This is a genomic window from Pseudomonas sp. R76 (assembly GCF_009834565.1).
GTDB lineage: Bacteria > Pseudomonadota > Gammaproteobacteria > Pseudomonadales > Pseudomonadaceae > Aquipseudomonas.
Genome location: NZ_CP019428.1, coordinates 3643566 through 3665137, shown reverse-complemented (window position 1 = coordinate 3665137; position 21572 = coordinate 3643566). Strand labels below are relative to the sequence as shown.

Below are 21572 nucleotides of genomic sequence, written 5' to 3'. Positions count from 1 at the left end.
TTAGAAGATTGACTGGCGCTGAGGGACAGGAACTGCGTTGACCCGATGGTCGGTATTACTTGCCCAGTAATTGGGTGACCGCATCAAAGGCTTTGGCGCGGCGCTCCTGCCAATGACCGCGAATCACCACGGCGGGCTGTTGATGCTGTTCGAGCCAGTCCAGGCTGCCCTGGAAAAACGCCCGGCGATCCGCCAACTCGGGTTGGCAACGCTGGCCGTCGGCGGTCCACTCCACATCTTCCGGCGACAACAGCAGGTGCAGGTCGTAATGCCGGGCCAGCAGTTCATCGTCCAGCCACGCCGGGTAGTCGCCGAACAGGGTCTGGCTCCACAGCTTGTTGGTCAGCAGATGGGTGTCGAGGACGAGCAAGTCGGGCTGCTCGGCGCGGGCGGCGTCTTCCCAGGCCAATTGGCCACGGGCGATTGCCGGGATATCCGCCAAGGTGGTGTCGCGCTGGTGATGGTCGATGAAATACCGCACGTATTCGCCGACCATCAGCCCGCCGAAGTGCGCGTGCAGTTCGGCCGCCAGCCAGCTTTTGCCGCTGGACTCGGGGCCGGCCAGTACCACGACTTTCATGCGTGCAACGCCGGGTCGGCGCGCCATTCACGCCAGCCTTGCACGGCGATCACGGTGAACAGGGCGTAGAGCGCGGCGGTGAGGTACAGGCCTTTGTAGAGGAACAGCCCGACGAAGATCACATCCACGGCGATCCACAGCGGCCAGCACTGCACGCGTTTTTGCGCCATCCACATTTGCGCCACCAGGCTGAAGCCGGTGAGGGCGGCGTCGAGCCACGGTTGGGCGGCGTCGGTCCAGTGGGCCATGGCGGCGCCGAGCAGCAGGCTGAATACGGCGCCGACGAACAGGCTGGTCATGATCGCAGGCCAGCCGAGGCTGGTGACCTGACGGCCTTGCTTGACGGCACCGGCGCGGGTCCATTGCCACCAGCCGTAGAGTTGCAGCGCGGCGTAGACCACTTGCAGGAGCATGTCGGAGTAGAGTTTTACGTCGAAGAACACCCAAGTGTAGAGCAACACCATGACCAGGCCGATGGGCCAGCACCAGGGGTTTTGTTTGACCGTCAGCCAGACAGCGATCACCCCCAGGGCGGCGGCGAACAATTCAAGCCCGGACATGGCGGTTCCTTGGGAGAGTGGGAGAGGGCGGTGATTGTAACCAACGGTCGGGAATCTTCAATCGGTGATGGGTTGGGTTGTTAGGTGGATTGAGTACATATCCGTTGCTGCGGTAACGGCCGCTTATGGTTTCGCTCTTACAGCGAGTCAGTTTTTGAGGGACCAAAAAGTAACCAAAAAGTCCTCGCCGGTATGACTCACCCACATGGGTTACAAATCAGTTCACGCACATAGGTAACAGTTTTTAACTGGCAGGGTCGATTTCGTGAGGATCTGACCATGCCCTGGAAAGAGCTGAAACCTATGGACCTCAAAGTGATGTTTGTCGCTGAATACCTGACTGGAAAACACAGCCTTAGTCAGCTATGTCGAGACTATGAAATCAGCCGAAAGACTGGCTATAAGTGGGTCGAGCGATACAAAACAGAAGGCCCCGGTGGGCTTGATGAGCGTAGTCGTCGTCGGCACCACCAGACTTATGTGGTGCCTTTGGCGGTAAAGCAGGCAATTATCGAACTTCGTTCTATAGGCGAGACAATCCCTGGTCCGAAAAAAATCCAGAGTGATTTGATAAAGCGTTTTCCGGGCCAGGATCCGCCCTCGAAAACGACTATTTATAACATCCTTAAAGCGGCTGATCTGATCACGCCGCGCCCCTTGCGGCCAAGAGTTGCTGTCTATCCAAAACCGTTACGTAAGGCAGATGTGCCTAATCAGCTTTTCAGTGCTGACTACAAAGGCCAGTACCTGACAGGCGCGGGCGTATGGTGTTATCCGCTAACAATCATGGATCATGCCAGTCGCTTCTTACTTGCCTGTCAGAGCATGCCCAGCACCAATTTCAAGGAGACCCAAGAGACGTTCGAACGGGTGTTTCGCGAGTATGGTTTGCCTGAGCGCATCCGTACTGACAACGGAGTGCCGTTTGCCAGCACAGGGCGCGGAGGGCTGTCACAGTTGTCGATCTGGTGGCTACGGCTGGGTATCATTCCTGAGCGTATCGAGCCCGGTCGGCCAGACCAAAATGGCCGGCACGAGCGTATGCACCGAACACTGAAAAGCACTTTGCCCAATCCACCTGCGGTTGCTTGGGAGTCTCAGCAGAAACACTTTGATCGTTTCATACGGCACTACAATTACGAGCGAGGGCATGAAGCGCTGAGCCAGAAAACACCGGCTTCATGCTATTCACCTTCACCTCGAGCCTATCCGGAGAAACTGCCGGAGATGGGTTATGCAAGTCATATTGAGTGTTACCGGACTGACTCAAACGGGATGATTTATCGGTCAGGTCTGCGGATTTATGTGGGGCATTTACTGAAATACCAGACTATTGGAATGGAGATGCTGAGCGACGATGTGTGGGCTGTTATTTTCGGCCCAGTGATCCTCGGACAAGTGGATGCGAGGAATGCAGACAAGGACGGCTATATTTCACTCAAAGTGTTACCTATGTGAATGCACTTTTGTGTAACCCATGTGGTTGTCCCGTACACGCCCCACCACTCGGCACCTCGCTTAGGCTCGGTGTGCCCTCACTCCGGCTTGAATCCGTGGGCCGCCGCACTGGGCCATCCATGGCCCAGTGCGGCTAACCCGGCGTCCTGCCGGGTTACCCACGGATTCAAGCCTGCGTTCGGCCAGCGTGGTTGATGGGGCGATCCCAGATCAAGATCAAAAGCAGAGCACGGCGGCCTAGTAGCCGACCTGAGTGGTAGAAGCAAAAGCAGGGCAAAAGCAGGGCAAAAGCAGGGCAAAAGCACATCTACCTGATGTACTGAGATCCAAAATGTGGGAGCGGGCTTGCTCGCGAATGCGGTGGGTCAGTCAATTCATCTGTCACTGACTCACCGCATTCGCGAGCAAGCCCGCTCCCACAATTTAACCGAGTTCGGCCGTCAGACCACTGTGCTTTGCTTTTCTGTGGGAGCTGGCTTGCCTGCGATGCAGGCACCTCGGTGTATCAGGCAGAACCAGTTGATGCCATCGCAGGCAAGCCAGCTCCCACATTTGATTGAGTTCAGCTTCAATGAACAGGCCGCCTCGGCCTTGCTTTTGATCTAACCACTCAGGTCGGCTACTAGGCCGCCGTGCTCTTGCTTTTGATCTTGCTTTTGATCTTAGGCGCCCCGTTAAACCACGCTGGCCGAACGCAGGCTTTGGAGCGGGGGTAAACCGGCAGGACGCCGGTTTAGCCGCGCTGGGCCAGGGATGGCCCATCGCGGCGGCCCCCGCTCCAAAGCCGGAGTGAGGGCACACCGAGCCTAGGCGAGGTGCCGAGTGGTGGGGCAAGAGCCCTTTGGTTACTTTGGGGCTTTTCCAAAGTGACCCGCCGTAAGGGCGGAACCCATCTCAGCCTCTACCCAAACAACGGATATGTACTCAACCCCATCTAAAAAACCAGCCCCCAGCTAAACCTTAAACTGGCGCAACAACCCACCCAGCTGCTCACTCAACCCACGCAAATGCTCACTCGCCACGCTCGACTGCTCCGCCGCCAACGCAGTGCTGTGAGACAGCCCGGCCGCCTGGGTGACGTTCTGGTTGATGTCCTCCACCACATGCGCCTGTTGCAACGTCGCGCTGGCAATCGACGCATTCAGCCCGTTGAGATTACGCAGCGCCTGCCCAATGGCGGTGAGGCTCGCACCGGCCTGGCCGGCCTGTTCAATCGTCAGCTGCGAGGCGCTATAGCTGTCGCTGATCACCTTGACCGCCGCTTCCGAGTGCCCTTGCAGACGCTCAATCATCACCTGGATCTCAGCCGTGGATTTCTGCGTACGCTGAGCCAGCAATCGCACCTCATCGGCAACCACAGCAAAACCACGCCCCTGTTCCCCGGCGCGCGCAGCTTCAATCGCGGCGTTAAGCGCCAGCAGGTTAGTCTGGTCGGCAATCGAGCGAATCACCTCCAGTACGCCACCAATCTGCGTGCTTTCGCTGGACAGGGTGCGGATCACTTCCACGGCCTGGCTGATGGTGCTGGAGAGTTGGTCGATCTGCTGCAAGCTGCCGTCGATATTCACCTGGCCCTGCTGCGCCTGGGCCTGGGCATCGCGCATTTCGCTGGCGGCGTGTTCGGCGTTTTTCGCCACGTCCTGCACGCCGTAGGTCACTTCATTGATCGCCGTCGCCACCAGCTCCATCTGCTGCGACTGTTGCTGGCTGCGGTCATGGGCCTGGCTGGCGTTGGTGCCCAGTTCCGTCGACGATTGGCCCAAGGCGTTGGCGCACACTTGCAGTTGGCCGACCACCTGACGCAGCTTGGCGGTAAAACTGTTGAAGTGCTGGGACAGCTGGGTGACTTCGTCACGCCCGTGGGTGTCGAGGCTGCGCGTCAGGTCGCTTTCGCCGCTGGCGATATTGGCCATGGCGTTCACCGCCGCCTGCAACGGGTGCACGATGCTGCGGGCGATCAACAGGACCAGCACGGCCATCACCAGCGCGATGCCCAGGCCGATCAGCGAGGCGTTCCAGACTTGGCCCTTGAACTCGGCCTGCACGTCATCCACGTACACGCCGGAGCCGATGATCCAGCCCCAGGGTTCGAACAGTTGGATGTAGGAGGTTTTCTCCACCGGCGCTTCGGCACCCGGCTTGGGCCAGCGATAGTTGACGATACCGGCGCCCTTGGCCTTGGCCAGGATCACGAACTCGTTGAATACCGCAAAACCGTCCGGGTCACGAATCGCCGAGAGGTTCTGGCCATCGAGCTTGGGGTTGGCCGCGTGCATGATCATCACGGGCGTCAGGTCGTTGATCCAGAAATAATCGTCGTGGTCGTAGCGCAAGCCACGCACGGCGCTGAGGGCCTGCTTTTGCGCGACCTCTCGGGTCAGCACGCCGGTTTTCTCGAGGTTCTGGTAATAGGCCAGCACGCCACTGGCGGTCTGCACCACGTGTTGGGTCTGCAGGCGCTTGGCCTGGTAGAGGTCGCCATGGATCTGCTTGAGCATCAACAGCCCCAAGGTCAGCAGCATCAACACGGCGACTATCAGGATCAGCCACAGACGGCGGCTGATCGACATGTTGCGCAAACTGTTCATCGTCCTGTCACTCCCTGCTTTTTATAATTGTGTGCCGCATCGACAATTCCGGCTTGTCTGATAGGCTTTCGGCCTGTAATCGAAAAACCTGAGTACTCCCTGATTTTTCACGAAATTTTTGCAGGCCGATGTTGAAAATCAGCCGCGCAAAATTGAGTGCGCTTGCGTCAGTGAACATTAAAAAGACAGTCAAGGCATGCCACAGCGCATGACCTTTGGGGGAAGCATGGATTTTTGGACCGCCATACAGGCATTGATTCTTGGCGTTGTGGAGGGGCTGACCGAGTTCCTGCCGATTTCCAGCACCGGCCACCAGATCATCGTTGCCGACTTGATCGGCTTCGGCGGCGAACGTTTTGAAGCGTTTAACATCATCATTCAATTGGGCGCGATCCTGGCCGTGGTCTGGGAGTTTCGGCGCAAGATTCTCGACGTGGTCATCGGCTTGCCGACCCAGCGCAATGCCCAGCGTTTCACCGTCAACCTGATGATCGCGGTGCTGCCGGCCATTGTGCTGGGGGTGATTTTTGCCGACCTGATCAAACATTACCTGTTCAACCCGATCACCGTGGCCACCGCGCTGGTGGTGGGCGGGGTCATCATGTTGTGGGCCGAACGCCGGCAACATGCGGTGCACGCGCAAAGCGTGGACGAGATCACCTGGAAGGATGCGCTGAAGGTTGGCCTGGCCCAATGCCTGGCGATGATCCCAGGCACCTCGCGTTCCGGCGCTACCATCATTGGCGGCCTGCTGTTCGGCCTGTCACGCAAGACCGCCACCGAGTTCTCGTTCTTCCTGGCCATGCCCACCATGGTCGGCGCGGCGGTGTATTCGGGCTACAAGTACCGTCACCTGTTCCAGCCGGATGATCTGCCGGTGTTTGCCATCGGGTTTGTCACCTCGTTTATCTTCGCGATGATTGCGGTCAAGGCCTTGCTCAAGTTCATCGCCAGCCACAGCTATGCGGCGTTTGCCTGGTATCGCATCGCCTTCGGCCTGGTGATCCTGGCGACCTGGCAGTTCGGCTGGATCGACTGGTCGGCGGTCAAGCCGTGAACATTCAGCACCCGCGCCTGAAGGCGCTGATCTTTGTATTGCTGTGCGCCGCGCCGCTGCTGGGGGCGGCACTGGTGTGGCAGCGCGGTGAGACGGTGATTCCGCTGGCGGCCTATGGCGTGGTCAGCGTGGTGGCGTTTTTGCTGTACTGGGGCGATAAGCGCAAGGCGCAATCAGACGGCCCGCGCGTGCGCGAAAACATCCTCCACGCCGTCGAGCTGGCGGGCGGCTGGCCGGGGGCGTTGATCGCCCAGCAAGTGTTCCGGCACAAGACGCGCAAAGTATCGTACCAAGTGCTGTTCTGGGTGATTGTGTTGCTGCACGAGGTGTTCTGGATTGACCAGTTGTTTCTCGGTGGCACGCTCTTATCGGTTTTCTAGAACAGGTCTTGGGAAAATCCCTACAGCCCTGCGGGAACCGCCTTCCTCAAAAATAAGACTCAAACCGTACACTTGCCTGCCTTGGTCTATGAGTACCTGGCAGGCAATTGATGACTTTTCCTCGCGTTCTTGTTCTAGAAAGTCACGGGCCTCAACGTAACGCGATGGTCGTCGCACTGAGAAGACTGGGCGTCTACAGCGTCTTGCAGGCTGGCTCCGGTGAGCAGGCGATGACGTTGCTGAACAACGACGGTGCGGTCGATATCGTGTTGTGCGATTTGGGTTACCCAGGATTGGATTGTCTTGAGTTTCTCAACTGCGCCAGGCAGTTGGGCCTGGTGCGTGCCGTGGTGGTGTTGAGTGACTTACCGCCACCGCTTCATCGTGCCCTGGGGCAAATGACCCATTTCTCGGGTTTAAAGTTGCTGGGGGCGTTGAGCCCCTCTGCAGAGACCCGCGCCTTGCAACAGGTGCTGGCGCGCTACAACACCCATAGCCTCACCGTATCACCGATCAACGTGCCCACCGGTGCATTACCCAGCGAAGAGGATGTGCGTCGTGGTCTCGACCTCGGGGAGTTTCGTGCCTACTACCAGCCTAAGTGCGTGCTCGGCAGTGGCGACGATGCCGGGGCTGAAGTACTGGCACGCTGGAAGCACCCGGTGCGAGGGCTGCTGTTGCCCAAGGATTTCATGGCGGCAGTGCTGGCGTATGACCTGGTCGACGAACTGTTCAAGCAGCTATTGGAGCAAGGCTTGAGTTTGCTCAGCGTGCTGAACCGCAGCCATCACACACTGGGGCTGGCGTTCAATATGTACGCGTCACAATTGCAGGGTAACGCGATCACCGAGCATATCCACCGCTCACTCAAGCGTTATGACTTGCCTGGGTCAAGCTTGACCTTCGAACTGGCCGAAAGCAGTTTGCTCGACGTCAGGTACGGCATTCAGGAGAGCCTGGTTCACTTGCGGATGATGGGCTGTGATTTGTCCATCGACGACTTTGGGCGGGGGTTTTCGTCGCTCAAGTCGCTCTGCCAATTACCCTTCACACAGATCAAGCTCGACGCTGAGTTTGCCCAGAGCCTTCAGCAGCCTCGAAGCCGCGCAATGATTGCCAGCACCCTGGGGCTGGCCTCTTCGTTGAATATGCAATTGGTGATCGACGGCATCAGCGATACCGATCAATGCCAGACGCTCGTCGATTTGGGCTGTTTGCTGGGGCAGGGCACGCACTACGCGTCACCCATGACATCGCATCAACTGATTGGTTGGCTGAGTAAAACCCGTGGGATGCGGCCGAACAGAATTTAAACCGGCGCTGCAGGTTGCATCGGCCTATGATCTTCAAACGAGTTGTATAAGCACTGTGACCTTACCGTTTGCATAGTGCCCAGAGGTAAACATGTTAAAAGCCATCATTGTCGACGATCATCCATTCATTCGCTCCTCGGTCAAAATGATCCTCCAGCAGGAAAACTACGAGGTGGTTGCGCAGGCTGGCAACGGTGCCGACGCTGTCCAGTTGGCGCGCGAACACGAACCGGACCTGATATTGCTGGATATCTCCATGCCCGGGGTCGACGGGCTCGACGCCCTCAATCGCATCAGCAACCTCAAGCTGGCGACCAAAGTCCTGGTGCTGACGTCGCTCTCACCAGTCTTTTATTCATTGCGCTGCATGAAGGCAGGTGCTGCCGGGTATGTTTCGAAAGCCGATGATTTGTGCGAATTGATCAAGGCCATCAACGCCATCAAATCGGGCTATACGTTTTTCCCCGACCTTACCGTCAACTCCGTACGCCGGGATGATGTTCAGGCATCGGAAGCCGTGCTGATTCAAAGCCTGTCCGACCGCGAACTGTCGATTTTCAAGCAGTTGGCCCAGGGTTTGAGCAACAAGCAAATTGGAGAATCCATGTTGCTGAGCAACAAAACCATCAGCACCTACAAAGCCCGGCTGATCGAAAAGCTGAACATTACCTCGCTTATCCATTTAGCCGCGTTGGCCAAGCGTAACGACGTTATTTGATGCGCTCTTGCCCGAGGGCCTTACTACTCCTTTTGTGTGTATGGCTCGCGCCGGTTGCCGCTGCGCCCGCAGAGCCTCTGCAACTGCTCGGCAGGTCGAACGTCGAGCATTACAACGTCTCTCTGGCTGACGCGGATTGGCGGTGGTTGCAGCAAAAAGGCGTGCTACGCCTGGGTATCTCGGCGCCGGACTATCCGCCTTTCGACATCACCAGCAATGGCCGCGACTACGAAGGCATGACGGCCGATTACGCCCAGCTGCTGTCGCAGCTCTTGCGGGTGCCGATACAAGTGCTGCGTTTCGACTCCCGAAGCGAGGTGGTGCAGGCGCTTAAACACGGTCAAATCGACCTGCTGGGCACCGCCAACTGCTTTGAAGAAATCGACCCCGCCTTACTGATGTCGATGACATACGCCGATGACCAACCGACCCTGGTCACCGCCAGCAATGATCTCGCGCAACCGGCCCTGAACCTGGCCGGCAAAAAAGTCGCCATGCTCTACCACTACCTGCCGCCGGAGCAGGTACGCACCTTCTATCCTGACGCACAAATCCAGCTTTTTTCCTCAACCCTGAGTGCGATGGGTGCGGTGGCGTTCGGCAACGCTGATGTCTACCTCGGTGATGCCATCAGCGCCAACTACCTGATCAGCCGCAATTACTTGAACAACCTGCAACTGGCCGGGTTCTCTGCCATGCAAGGCAGTCGTTTTGCGTTTGCCATGCTGCGTGACCATAGCCCGTTGCAGCGCTTGGTCAATACGGCCCTGGCGGCGATCCCGCTGAACGAGCGCCTGACCATTCTTCGCCGCTGGGGCGCCCTGGAAATCAGCATTCCCGGCCAGCACCTGTTGCAATTCACTGCCAATGAACAACGCTGGATCGATGAACACCCGCGGGTGCACGTCGCGGTGGTGGAAGACTTTCTGCCGATGTCGTTCTTTGACGAAGAGGGTGATTTTCGCGGGATCAGCGCCGACGTGCTGGCCAAGATCAGCCTGCGCACCGGGCTGCAGTTCGATATTGCGCGGGGCAGCACCTTGTCCGGGATCATCCAGCAGCTCGGCGACGGCAGCGCTGATGTGCTTGCCGCCATCACCCCCAGCGCCGACCGTGAACAGACCATGCGTTTCACCCGGCCGTACCTCACGGCCCCCTATGTATTGGTCAGTCGCATAAGGAAGGGCAGCCCCACGATCCTTGATGAGATGGCCGGGAAGAAACTGGAACTGGTCAAAGGTAACGTGCTGCGCCGATACCTGGCGAACAACTACCCGTTGGTACAGATTGTGGATGCTGACAATGCAGCAGAAGCGATGGAGCTGTTGGCTGCGGGCAAGGTGGACGGTGCTGTCAACTCGTTGTTGACCGCGCGTTACATGATTTCCCGGCTGTACCGAGGCCGCCTCCAGGTGTCCAGCACCCTTGGCGAAGTACCTGCCCGGGTTTCGTTGGCCACCCGGCACGGTTCGGTGGAGTTGTACTCGATCCTGGAAAAGGCGCTGTTGAGCATTTCGCCTGAAGAAATGGGCGAGCTGTCCAACCGTTGGCACGGCGAAACGGTGATTGATGACAGTTTTTGGCGGCGTAACCGTACGACGATCATTCAAGGGTTTTGCGCAGCCATTGTGCTGTTACTGTTCGCGTCGGCCTGGATCGTCTATTTGCGCACGTTGATTCGACGGCGCGAGGTGGCGGAAGCGGCCCTAAACAACCAGTTGGAATTCATGCGGGTACTGATCGATGGCACGCCCCATCCGATCTACGTGCGCGATCGCGAAGGCCGCATGCTGATCTGCAATACCGTGTACCTCGAAGCGTTTGGCCTTGAGCGTCAAGACACACTGGGTAAGCGTATTACCGACAGCACGTTTGCTAACCCTCATGAAGCGTCGGCTTACCATGCTGAATACCTGCAGGTCATGTCTGAGGGCAATGCGCGCCTTGAAGACCGCACGCTGACTTTGCCCGACGGGAAGGTCATTAACATTTATCACTGGATGTTGCCCTATCGGAATGTGGCGGGCGTGGTGATAGGCCTGATTGCGGGTTGGATGGATATCAGCGAGCGTCAGCGTTTACTTGCTTTGGTCGAGGAGGCTCGGGCCTTGGCCGACGAGGCGAAAGATAGTGCTGATGATGCCAACCGGGCGAAAACGACGTTTCTGGCAACCATGAGTCATGAGATTCGCACGCCAATGAATGCAGTGATTGGCATGCTCGAGCTGGCGCTGAAAAAGGCGGATCAGGGCGTACTTGACCGTTTTGCGATCGAGGTGGCTTCGGGTGCAGCGCTTGGTCTGCAAGACCTGATTGGCGACATTCTGGACATCGTGCGGATTGAGTCAGGCAAGCTCTCGCTGAACCCGGAGCGGGCTAACTTACGGGAACTGGTTGAGTCCCAGATCCGGATTTTCGAGGGGCTGGCTCGGCAGAAAAACTTGCACCTGGCGCTTGATCTGGATGAGCGAGCAGATTGCGATGTGCTGATTGATCCACTGCGGTTCAAGCAGGTGGTTTCCAACCTGATGGGCAATGCCATCAAGTTCACCAGCGAGGGGGGCATTCACCTCAAGCTCGATGTTTTGCCTTCGACAATCGAAGCGCATGTGTCTATTCGCTTGCAGGTCGAAGACTCAGGTATTGGTATTTCCATCGAGGATCAGCGTCAACTGTTCAGCCCGTTTACCCAGGCCAGCAACAACACCCAATCCTCACGCACTGGCTCCGGCCTGGGCTTGGCGATCAGCCGGACCTTGTGTGAAATGATGGGCGGCACATTGCGTCTGAGCAGCGTGTTGGGCAAAGGTACGCAAATCGAGATGTTAGTTGATTTGCCGAGACTGGAACCGCTGGTGGAGGTATTGCTGCCGGTGACTGACGCCCCAACTGAACAGCGGGTATTGAGCATTTTGGTGGTAGATGATTACCCACCCAATCGCCTGCTGCTCTCCAAGCAGTTGAGCTACCTGGGCCACAGAGTCATTGAAGCCGAAGACGGTGCCCATGGCCTGCGGGCCTGGAGAACGCAAGCTTTTGATGTGGTCATCACGGACTGCAACATGCCGATCATGAATGGCTATGCCCTGACGCGGGCAATACGCACCGAGGAGCGGGCACGTGACGGGCAGCATTGCCTGATCATTGGCTTCACGGCCAACGCCCAGCCTGATGAGAAGTCCAATTGCCTGAACGCAGGCATGGACGATTGCCTGTTCAAACCCACCAACCTGAAAACCTTGGAGAGCTGCCTGGCCCTGGTGCCGTCGGCCGCAATTACGGTCGCAATGTCGGACGCGGCCCCGGCAGAACATGCCGCTATCGACTTCAGTCAGCTTGGACAGCTGGTGGCGGGTGATGCCGTGGCACTCGATGAGTTGCTGGGTGACTTGACCCAGAGCAACGATCAGGAGCTCGCTAGATTGCCGGTGATTTTCTTTGAAGAAGATGTCCAGGGGCTTTGCGACCTTGCCCATAAGGTTAAAGGCGGAGCGCGGATCATCAAGGCGCACGGGCTGATCGCCGCGTGCGAGCAGCTTGAGGCGGTGTGTGCAGCCAATCTGGACGAGGAGGCGCTTGAGTCGGCTGTTGCGGGTTTGAGTGAGGAAATGAAGGGCCTTGCAACGAGCCTGAGGACGTATCGCAATTTAAGTTGATCAATGGGAGGTAAATCCCGGCGTTATTGAGTAGTCGGTTTACGTAAGATTTCCTGGAAACCAATAAAAAACACGTGGGAAATTCCCTACAAATCCTTGGGCGGGTTCATGTCGTTAACCTTTGAATCGGCAGTTACTATTTGTTTCAGGTGAAGGGATGCAATACAACGAGTCCACTGGACTTGGCATCAACAACCTTTCTTTGGACTTATATTAATTGCAGGTAACTGATGATGAACTTTCCTAGAAAAGCCTTGCTGGGTTCGCTGTTGTTGATGAGCGCGAGCAGTGCGTTTGCAGTGGATACTGCTGATTTGACCGTTATTGGTACGATTGCTCCTGTTGCTTGCACTCCGACCTTTGCCGGTGGTGGCGAGGTTGACTATGGCTTGATTCCTAGTTCTTCCCTTAGCGCTACTGTAGCGACACTTCTCGCCACTCGGACTATTAGCTACACCATCCATTGCGATGCCCCAATCTCCGTGGGTACCTCTTGGACTGACGGCCGGTCCGGTACTGCTTCAGTTGTGAATAACTCCAACTTCGGTCTTGGTCTGCAAGGTGTGAATAAAATCGGGGGCTATACATTGCGTCAATTGACCGCTGCTGCTACTGGTGACGGAACAACAGTTAACCTGGTATTTCGTGACGGCACCACCGGCGCATGGAGCCAAGCTGATGCTAGCTCGGTTCAACTAAATAACGGCGTGCGTATGCAGTCTTACGCTCCCACCGGCACAGTAGTGCCAGGCACCTATACTGATTTCGGCGGTACTATCCAGGTATTAACTTCCATCGCGCCTACCAATACACTGGACATGACCACCTCTGTCACACTGGATGGTCTTTCGACGATGACTGTGCGTTATCTCTAATCGTACTAATTGATCAGCTTTCATGATCAGTCATTTAAAGTGGTCATGAATTGACGCCCTCTCGCTGCGATTGGCGAGAGGGCGTCAATATGCCTGTGTATTTGGGATGTTGCTATGAGTTTAACTCCAGCCTTTAAATTAACTGGATTTCCGTTTGATCGGATTCGTTTACTTATTTCAGTTGCAGTGCTGTCAGTGTTTTCAGGTGCTGTTCAGGCGGCCGGTATGATCCCTGAGTCTACTGTAGTGTTTGTCAGCGTGGCTGATGGTGAGGGCACGATGACGGTGACCAATACCGACAGTAAAGTAGCGCTTTTATATACGACGCTAGAAAGTTTGCCAGAAGATCAAGAAAACATTTTAGTCGCAACCCCTCCTGTGGCTCGGGTTGAACCAGGCGAGAAGCAGTTGGTTCGTTTTATCCTGCAATCGGAAACACCGATTACTACGCAGCGTTTGAAACGGGTTAATTTTGAAGGTATTCCACAGAAAGACCCTGATGCTCCAGCCATTATTGGTGTATCGGTGCGTCAGAATCTCGCTGTATTAATAACGCCTGCCGACTTGCCAATAAAAGCTGATCCCTGGGTGTTGTTAAAGTGGTCAGTCGTTGGTGGAAAGCTGACAGTGAAAAATGACAGCCGTTATGTCGTCCGGCTTAATCAACAAATCAATATTATGCCTGCAAACATCCCATTTACCCTACCGCGTACTTATATCTTGCCGGGCATGACTGACCGTTTTGATCTTCCCGCCGGTACTCGCTTGTCAGCTGATGCCAAAGTGCAAATTTTCCCGGCAACAACCTATGGCTTTGCGGCCAAACCGTTCGATGCGGAATTGATCCAGCAGTAATTTCGTTCGGACCTACCAGGCAGTACATCCATGACTAGCTCCTTCACAGTGGCGTACACCGTGCGAACGGCTGCGCGCAGTTCCAGTATCGGCATACCGTCAAACCTCAAATCACTGACGGCCATGATTGCAACCCTGATTGGGTTGGGTGTGCACGATGCCAAAGCTTCAACCACTGTGAACAACCCGGTGGCGGACGCACAGTTAAAAACATCGCCGTCGAACGCGACGTTCGATCTTGGTGTACTCAAGAGCCGTGGGCTTGACCCAGCCATTGGCGAATTCTTCAGTAAGGCCCCGCGTTTTTCCGCAGGCGACCGCAAAGTCGGGCTCTCTGTTAATGGCCGCCCACGGGGTAATGTCCAGGCGCGTTTTGACGAAGAAGGTCAGTTGTGTTTCACCCGGCATTTCCTGGATCAAGCCAACTTGGTTATTCCGGACAAAAATTACCTGGTGAACCCTGACGCCGAATTGCCGGATGACGCTTGCTACGACTTTCTGGCGGCCTATCCGCTGACGGAGGTTACGCTCAAGCCCAGTCGCGAAGAGGTTTCTCTGCTGGTGAGTACCGATGCACTGCGACCGCTCACTCAAGAGTTGGGTGTGTATGACTCCGGCGGCACTGCCGGGCTGTTCAACTATGATGTGTTAGGGCAGAACAACCAGTTTTCCAGCGGTGCAAGTCGTTATTACTCGACCAGTACCGAGGTGGGCTTCAATGCCGGTGACTGGATTGTACGCAGCCGGCAGAGCTATACCGTTCAGAACGACAATCGTAACTTCCAGTCTCTCTACACCTACGGGCAGAAGACCTTTGTTCCGTTGCAATCGACGTTACAGGTTGGCCAGATCAACATTCGCAACTCAGTGTTTCCGGGTGCAGCCATCACGGGCGCACAGATGGTCCCGGATGCCGGCCTGCAAGGTAAAAACGTAGGTGGCGCCACCGTAGAAGGTATCGCCCAGAGTTCGGCGAGGGTTGAGGTTCGACAAGCGGGTGCGTTGATTCACACCTCGCTCGTAGCCGCAGGGCCGTTCAGGCTACCGAATGTGCAGTTGCTCAACAGTTTTACCGACCTGGACGTACGGGTTATTGAAGCGAGTGGCGAGCAACGCAGTTTTATTGTCGCAGCGGCTTCATTGGTACAGGGGACGTTAAGCGCACCGGGTTATTCGGTCGCGGTGGGCAAGGTACGCACCTTCGAGAATGACGAACAGCAATCCCCCATGGTGGTCACCGGCACGGGCGGCTGGTTGCTGAACTCAACCAACACGCTCTCGACCGGCTTGATGTTCAGCAACAATAGCTATACGGCTGCTGCCTGGACGCTGGATTCGAATCTGACGCCTACCACCTACATGAGCGTGCGAAATACCGTGGCCAATGCTGGCGAGGAAGGGGTTAAAGGCACCCAGGCCAGCATAACGCTCAACACCCTCTTGACGAAAAACTTCAATGCTGGCGTTAACGTAACGCGCCAGACTTCCGGCTTTCGCGATCTGTTTGATACGACCCGGGTAAACACCCCAGGCTACTTTGAAACCCTCAACCGGGATCAGTACGGCTTCAATGTCGGCTGGAATAACGTGTGGCTGGGCAGCGTTACCGCAGGTTACTCGGCGGGCAACACCTTTGATGGGCACAAAACACGCTATGTCAATGCGGCGTGGAACAAGCCCTTCAAGTACGCCACGGTGAGCTTCAACGTGGAGCGTGACTTAGGCCGCAGAGAGACCTTTGACGATGATTTTCGCGGGCGTCGCACCGATGACGGCGGTACTGCGATGTACCTCACCGTCAGTGTTCCCTTGGGGGGCAATCGCAGCGTGCGAGAGTATGCCAGCAAGCGTAACGGCAATACCCGCTTTGGCACGACGTATGACGACAACAGCGGCGACTTTGCCAAGTACCGCTTGAATACCGAGCGGGATATCCAGCGCAACGAACAGGATTTCTCGGGCAATGTCAGTCTTCTGCCACGTTACGCCCAGGCCAACCTCGGTTATTCGCGTAACGGCTCCGATAGCACCAGCTACAGCGGTCAGTTGCGTGGTGGTATGGCGGTGCACGAAGACGGTGTGACGCTGTCGCCGTACCCATTATCCGACACCTTTGGGGTGGCCAAGGTCGGAGATGTCGGCGGGGTCAAGCTGAATACACCAAGCGGCCCGGTGTGGACGGATCCGTGGGGTAACGCCGTGATCCCGCAGCTTAACGCCTATCAAAATACGCGAGTTGATATCGAGACCAAGAGCCTGCCGCGCAACGTCGATATCCAGAACGGCTTCAAGTCCGTCAATGCCGGCCGTGGCTCGGTCAACAAACTCGACTTCCCGGTGATCAAGTCCCGCCGCGCTTTGCTGCAAATCAACGGCGCCGACGGCAAGCCCGTCACCAAGGGCTCTGCGGTGCTCGATGGCAAGGGCAAGTTCATCACCACCGTGGTGGATGACGGCAAGGTGTTTATTGCCAATGAACAACTGACCGACGCACTGAGTATCAGCCTTGGTGAAGGCAAGTCGTGCGCTGTGCATTTCTCACTTCCGGACGAGCCGGACCTGAATGTCTATTTCGAAACCGCCAAATCCACCTGCACCGCAGGTTGATGCCCGGCATCGAGGAACTGTCATGAAATTTGAATTGCGTCATCTGAAGATTTTTGCGCTGGTCGCGATTGCGGTATACGGCGTGTTCCTGGCCGAACAGAGCTTCGCACAGGACTGCCAGATCAATTTGAGCAACCCCAACATGGACTTCGGGCAAGTCAATCGCCCGGCTTCCAACGACTCTCAAAGCCCTAACGCCCTGCAAACCCTAGGCCGGCGAGCAGTCAGCCTGAACGCCAGTTGCCCAATCGCCGCCAAGCTGGTGATCCAGGTACGCGGTGCCGCCAAAGGCGAGCAGTTCCGGTTCGCCGGGCAGGGGCAGGTGGGTGTCACCTTGAGCGATGCCTTGCTCGATGGCCGCCGTGTGGACCTGGCTCAAGTCAGTACGCTGGGTGGTGTGCCCGGCACCTCCAGCGCTTCGATTGAAGCGATGCCTGGCGATCGAGTGATTCCAGTCAGCGGCGGGATGGCGCTTGAAGGTTCGGTGTTGTCGATACAGGTGGATATTCACCCCATGGTGCCCACCTCGGAACTGCGCACCCGTGACGCGAAAACCCTTGAAGCCAACCTCTCTTTCCAGGTCAGCAGTTACTGACTGCCGGCTGACTTCCCGCCGCGTGTAAACGTTCGAAACGCCAACTGGGGCTGACTCCCCGCAGTTTCATTCCTGAATACCGTCACCATGGCACTCATGGCGATGCGGGCTTGCACATGCCGAAAAAAGAGCAAGGAATTCTTATGACTCGCCTACCGAAATTCGCCCTGAGCATGGTTGCAGCCGCCGTTATCATGACCATCGATCTGCAAGCGTTCTGCGTGGCGCATGCCGCCACGCTGGCCGACCCGATTTACGACGGTGTGACCATCGACGAAACCGGCGACAACCAGCCGGGTATCAGCGTCCCTGACAGCAACTTCAGCCTGCAAATCATCGACAGCTTGGTGAGCGCCGACGGGCAGGCCAGCCATGCTGTGGTGATTCGCGGCAATGACAATACCGTGCAGGTCAGTGGTTCAACGCTGTCGACGCTGGGTGATGCCAGCCATGGCTTGAGCTTTTCCGGAACAGGCAACAGCGGTGTAGTCACCGATACCCGGATTAGTACCCTGGGTGACAATGCCTTTGCGTTGAATATGGCCCAGGGCGGCCAACTCCAGGTGGACGGCCTGACGCTGACCACCCAGGGCGAGTTTTCGTCGGCGGTCAACGTGCTGGGTGCCAGCACGTTCGATGCAAAAAACACGACGATCGCGACCTCTGGCGCCACGGCCCATGGTGTGTATCTGCGTGGTAATAACACCACCGACCGCACAGTGGCGACACTGGACACGGTGTCGGTAAGCACCTCTGGCGCCAACGCGATCGGGATCAACGTTAACCGTAATGCCACCGCCACGCTCAACAACGTACAAGTCACTACGACCGGCGCCAATGCGTTCGGCATTTGGGTACCGGACGCCGACAGCGAGCTGATCGCCCGTGACGTGTCCATCGAGACCCAAGGCGACGGTGCGATTGGCGTGTTCACCCAGTTGGGCGGCACGGCCACCCTGGACGGCGGCCAGATCCTAACGGCCGGCAGCAATGCCTACGCGTTGTACGCGGGTAACACCTCGTCCATTGATGCGCGCAATATGCTGCTGCAAGTCGGCGCCAACAGCGTGGGTGCGTTTGCCAGCGAGCACTCGCAGATCACCCTGGACAGCATGGACATACGCGGCAGCCAGAATGGGATTGGGCTGGTGGCTTCCGGCAGTTCGAGCATCGACATCAGCCACTCTACCGTCAACCTGACGGGCGAGTTCGCTCGAGGCGTTCAAGCCTCCAATGGCGGGACCGTGCGGTTGGATAACGTTGGCGTGAATGCCGATCGAGACAACAGTATCGGCCTGCAATCGCTGGCCACCGCAGGCGTAACCAACACCTTCGTGCTGAATGGCAGCACCATCAGCGCCGCCAACGGTCGCGGCATCAGCGTGCAGGGCGGCAGCGCAACTATCGACCTGGCGGATTCGCAGATCAGTGCCAAAGACCTGCTGGTGGTGGAGCAACGCCCACTCGCCGACGGCTCCTTTGTCGACACCCAGGATGTGCAAATCAACGCACAGCGCTCGCACCTGTTTGGGGATATTCAGGTCGACGCACTCAACTCTGCGCTGTCGCTGCGAGACAGCTCCAGCCTGACCGGCACGGTTCACGGGTTGGATAACCTGACCCTGGATCAAAGCATCTGGCAGATGACGGGCGACTCACAGGTCGGCCAATTGCACATGGCGGGCGGGCAGGTGAGTTTCACGGGCAGCCCCTTCAGCACGCTCACCATTGATGGCGACCTGAGTGGCAACGGCGGCTTCCTGATGAATACCGACCTGGCCACTCTCCAGGGCAATCTGCTGCGGGTTGGCGGCCAGATTGAGGGCGACCATACCCTGATCGTACAAGACACCGGAAATGAACCCGCCGCAGCAGGCGGCGAATTGCGCCTGGTGGATGGTAATGGCGGGGCAGGGCAGTTCGGTTTGTATGGTGACCATGTGGACGCTGGTGCGTTTCGCTACACCCTTGAGCAGCAAGGCGACGATTGGTTCCTGGTGAACAGCTCGGCGGTGCCGGGCAGTCCTGATGACCTGTCCAAGGGCAGCAACGCCGCGATCGCGTCCCAGACGGCTGTCGCGACGTTGTGGAATTCGCAGATGAGCGTGCTGGTCAAGCGCTTGGGCGAGCTACGCATGGGCCAGGATGAGGGCGGTGTGTGGACGCGGGCGATTGGCAGTCAGTTTAACGTTGGTGAAAAGGCCAGCCGTGCATTCACCCAGAACAACACCGGTGTGGAAGTGGGTGCCGACAAGGCAATTCCACTGGCCAGCGGCAAGGTGTACGTGGGCGGCATGGTCGGCACGGCGCGCTCCGACCTGAACTTTGGCGAAGGCGCCACGGGGTCGATCGACAGCCAAATGATCGGTGCCTATGGGACGTACCTGAATGACAACGGCATCTATGTCGATACCGTCCTGAAGTACAGCCATTTCGACACCGACATCAAGACGCCCACTAACCTCGGCTCGTCGGTCAAGTCTTCCTACGGCAGCCATGGCATCGGCATGGACGTTGAGGTCGGCAAGCATATTGCCCTTAAGGACGGCTGGTTTGTCGAGCCGCAACTGGAACTCACCGCTACCCGTACTCAGGGCGCGCAATACACCGCCAGTAACGGGCTGCAGGTGGATGCCCAGCGAGTGGACTCGCTGCAAAGCCGGGTGGGCTCGTTGCTGGGGCGCAACCTGACGCTGGACAACGGCCTGAACCTACAGCCTTACGTCAAAGCCTCGTACATCAATGAGCACGCCGGTAACAGCCACGTAAAGGTCAACGGTAACCGCTTCAAGACCGAACTGGCCGGTGACCGTGGCGACCTGGGTTTTGGCGCAGTCGTGCAAGTCACGGCCAAGAGCAAGATCTCCCTGGACGCCGAATACGCCAAAGGCGATGACATCGAGCAGCCTTGGGGGGTGACGCTCGGTTATCGCTATCTCTGGTAAGGAACCCCGCTCCTTTGGCCCGGCTTGATGCCGGGTCTTTTTTTGCCCAGCGTTTAATGAGTGGGAAATTCCCTACAGGGTTGCAGGCCCGTTCGTCGTTGTTCTCGAGAGGGGGCAGTGCACCATCAGCCACTGGGTTCATCCCTGGACGTTACTCAACATCAAGTGGTTGGAGCATTGAATGAATTATCGAAAAATCTATACCCGAGCACCTGCGCCCTTGTTGCTGTTGATCACCGCCGCGACCTTGAGTGCGTGTGCCAGTGCCCCGATCCCCACGGACCAGATTTCCCTCGCCAAAGACGCGGTCAACCGTGCCGTGTCCGCCGGGGCAACTGAATACGCGCCGCTGCAGATGAAGACCGCACAAGACAAAGTCTTCGTGATGGAGCGGGACTTGGGTGAAAAGAACTATGTGAAGGTCAAGGCATTGGCTGAGCAGATTCAGGCGGATGCCAGCCTGGCCGAGCGCACCGCGACCACGGTTAAAACGCAGAAAGCGCTGGCGGACGCCCAAGGCGGCATTCAAGTGCTCAAGCAGGAAATGCTGCAAGCACCGGCGTCAGTTCCTACTCCAACCCGCTAAGGATTAACCATGCGTACCTATTTGCTGTTACCCCTGGCCTCGGCTGTTGCCCTGGTGTTGGCGGGCTGTGCTGCAACACCGGAAAACCCTCAGTTGCTCGACGCGCGCCAACAGTTCTCGGACCTGCAAAACAATCCCAAGTCGAGCACGTTGGCATCGATCGAAACCAAAGAAGCGTTCGCCGCCCTGAGCAAGGCCGACGTGCTGTCCAACTCGGACCGCAAGGCTGCGGGTGTCGATCAGCTGGCGTACCTGGCCACGCAGAAAATTGCCCTGGCGCAACAGACCATTGCCGGGCGTGAGGCCAGCGCAGGCCTGGCCAATATCGACGTTGAACGCACCCAGGTGCAGTTGGATGTTCGCACTCAACAGCTCAAGGCCTTGCAGGCACTGGATGCCAAGCCGAGCGACCGTGGCCAGGTGATTACCTTTGGCGATGTGTTGTTCGACACCGGCAAGTCTGACCTCAAGTCGGGGGCACGGCGCGATGCGCAACAGCTGGCGGGTTTCCTGGAGAACAACCTCGAACGCAAAGTGCGCATCGAAGGGTTCACCGACACCGTCGGCAGCGAAACCTCGAACCAGAAGCTGTCTGAGCGACGTGCCGATGCGGTGGCGTTCGCCCTGATTCAGCAAGGCGTGGACCCTGCACGAATCATTACCCATGGCTATGGCGAGGAATACCCGGTTGCCGGTAACGACACCGCCAGTGCCCGCCAGCTGAATCGCCGGGTGGAAGTGATCGTCTCCAATGGCTCGACGGCGGTCCTGGCCCGATAGCCGCCAACGTTGCATAGCT

General features: G+C 57.4%; 16 protein-coding genes. 13 read left to right on the top strand and 3 right to left on the bottom strand.

From position 1 onward, the window contains the following. Positions 1 to 55: 55 nt before the first annotated feature. Together PspR76_RS16425 and pnuC are read right to left on the bottom strand one after the other, a co-directional pair. A complete protein-coding gene (locus PspR76_RS16425) occupies positions 56 to 580 on the bottom strand; it encodes an AAA family ATPase (protein ID WP_159956870.1) in 525 nt (174 codons plus the stop codon). After that, a complete protein-coding gene (pnuC, locus tag PspR76_RS16420) occupies positions 577 to 1140 on the bottom strand; it encodes a nicotinamide riboside transporter PnuC (protein WP_159956868.1) in 564 nt (187 codons plus the stop codon). Before pnuC ends, PspR76_RS16425 begins: the two co-directional genes overlap by 4 nt. Before the next feature lie 279 nt (positions 1141 to 1419). Between pnuC and PspR76_RS16415 the strand changes: the two genes are divergently transcribed. After that, positions 1420 to 2598: an integrase core domain-containing protein gene (locus tag PspR76_RS16415; protein WP_159956866.1), complete on the top strand. Its 1179-nt coding sequence runs from the start codon at positions 1420 to 1422 to the stop codon at positions 2596 to 2598. A gap of 953 nt (positions 2599 to 3551) precedes the next feature. On the opposite strand, the gene PspR76_RS16410 is transcribed toward PspR76_RS16415, so the two are convergent. Continuing rightward, entirely contained in the window at positions 3552 to 5186 is a 1635-nt protein-coding gene (locus PspR76_RS16410) for a methyl-accepting chemotaxis protein (RefSeq protein ID WP_159956864.1), read from the bottom strand. A gap of 226 nt (positions 5187 to 5412) precedes the next feature. Between PspR76_RS16410 and PspR76_RS16405 the strand changes: the two genes are divergently transcribed. From PspR76_RS16405 to PspR76_RS16350, 12 genes are all read left to right on the top strand, one after another. Further along, on the top strand, positions 5413 to 6243 hold the full coding sequence (locus tag PspR76_RS16405) for an undecaprenyl-diphosphate phosphatase (RefSeq protein ID WP_159956862.1): 831 nt from the start codon (positions 5413 to 5415) through the stop codon (positions 6241 to 6243). After that, positions 6240 to 6623 carry a DUF1294 domain-containing protein gene (locus PspR76_RS16400; RefSeq protein ID WP_159956860.1) on the top strand — a complete coding sequence of 128 codons (384 nt, stop codon included), beginning with the start codon at positions 6240 to 6242 and terminating at the stop codon, positions 6621 to 6623. Before PspR76_RS16405 ends, PspR76_RS16400 begins: the two co-directional genes overlap by 4 nt. Before the next feature lie 164 nt (positions 6624 to 6787). Beyond that, positions 6788 to 7936: an EAL domain-containing response regulator gene (locus PspR76_RS16395; RefSeq protein ID WP_159956858.1), complete on the top strand. Its 1149-nt coding sequence runs from the start codon at positions 6788 to 6790 to the stop codon at positions 7934 to 7936. 91 nt (positions 7937 to 8027) lie between these two features. After that, positions 8028 to 8654: a response regulator transcription factor gene (locus tag PspR76_RS16390; RefSeq protein WP_159956856.1), complete on the top strand. Its 627-nt coding sequence runs from the start codon at positions 8028 to 8030 to the stop codon at positions 8652 to 8654. A gap of 32 nt (positions 8655 to 8686) precedes the next feature. Further along, a complete protein-coding gene (locus PspR76_RS16385) occupies positions 8687 to 12310 on the top strand; it encodes a transporter substrate-binding domain-containing protein (protein ID WP_335927637.1) in 3624 nt (1207 codons plus the stop codon). A 230-nt stretch (positions 12311 to 12540) separates the two neighbouring features. Then, the gene (locus tag PspR76_RS16380; protein ID WP_159956852.1) at positions 12541 to 13185 is read left to right on the top strand and encodes a DUF1120 domain-containing protein; all 645 of its coding nucleotides are present in this window, start codon (positions 12541 to 12543) and stop codon (positions 13183 to 13185) included. Between the two features lie 114 nt (positions 13186 to 13299). Further along, complete coding sequence (locus PspR76_RS16375) at positions 13300 to 14040, top strand: fimbria/pilus chaperone family protein (RefSeq protein ID WP_159956850.1); 741 nt, start codon at positions 13300 to 13302, stop codon at positions 14038 to 14040. 30 nt (positions 14041 to 14070) lie between these two features. After that, a complete protein-coding gene (locus PspR76_RS16370; RefSeq protein ID WP_159956848.1) occupies positions 14071 to 16647 on the top strand; it encodes a fimbria/pilus outer membrane usher protein in 2577 nt (858 codons plus the stop codon). 22 nt (positions 16648 to 16669) lie between these two features. After that, entirely contained in the window at positions 16670 to 17242 is a 573-nt protein-coding gene (locus PspR76_RS16365; RefSeq protein ID WP_159956846.1) for a hypothetical protein, read from the top strand. A 143-nt stretch (positions 17243 to 17385) separates the two neighbouring features. Continuing rightward, the gene (locus PspR76_RS16360) at positions 17386 to 20187 is read left to right on the top strand and encodes an autotransporter outer membrane beta-barrel domain-containing protein (RefSeq protein WP_159956844.1); all 2802 of its coding nucleotides are present in this window, start codon (positions 17386 to 17388) and stop codon (positions 20185 to 20187) included. Positions 20188 to 20368: 181 nt separating this feature from the next. Beyond that, positions 20369 to 20773: a DUF4398 domain-containing protein gene (locus tag PspR76_RS16355; protein ID WP_159956842.1), complete on the top strand. Its 405-nt coding sequence runs from the start codon at positions 20369 to 20371 to the stop codon at positions 20771 to 20773. A gap of 9 nt (positions 20774 to 20782) precedes the next feature. After that, the gene (locus tag PspR76_RS16350) at positions 20783 to 21553 is read left to right on the top strand and encodes an OmpA family protein (RefSeq protein ID WP_159956840.1); all 771 of its coding nucleotides are present in this window, start codon (positions 20783 to 20785) and stop codon (positions 21551 to 21553) included. The last annotated feature ends 19 nt before the right edge of the window (positions 21554 to 21572 follow it).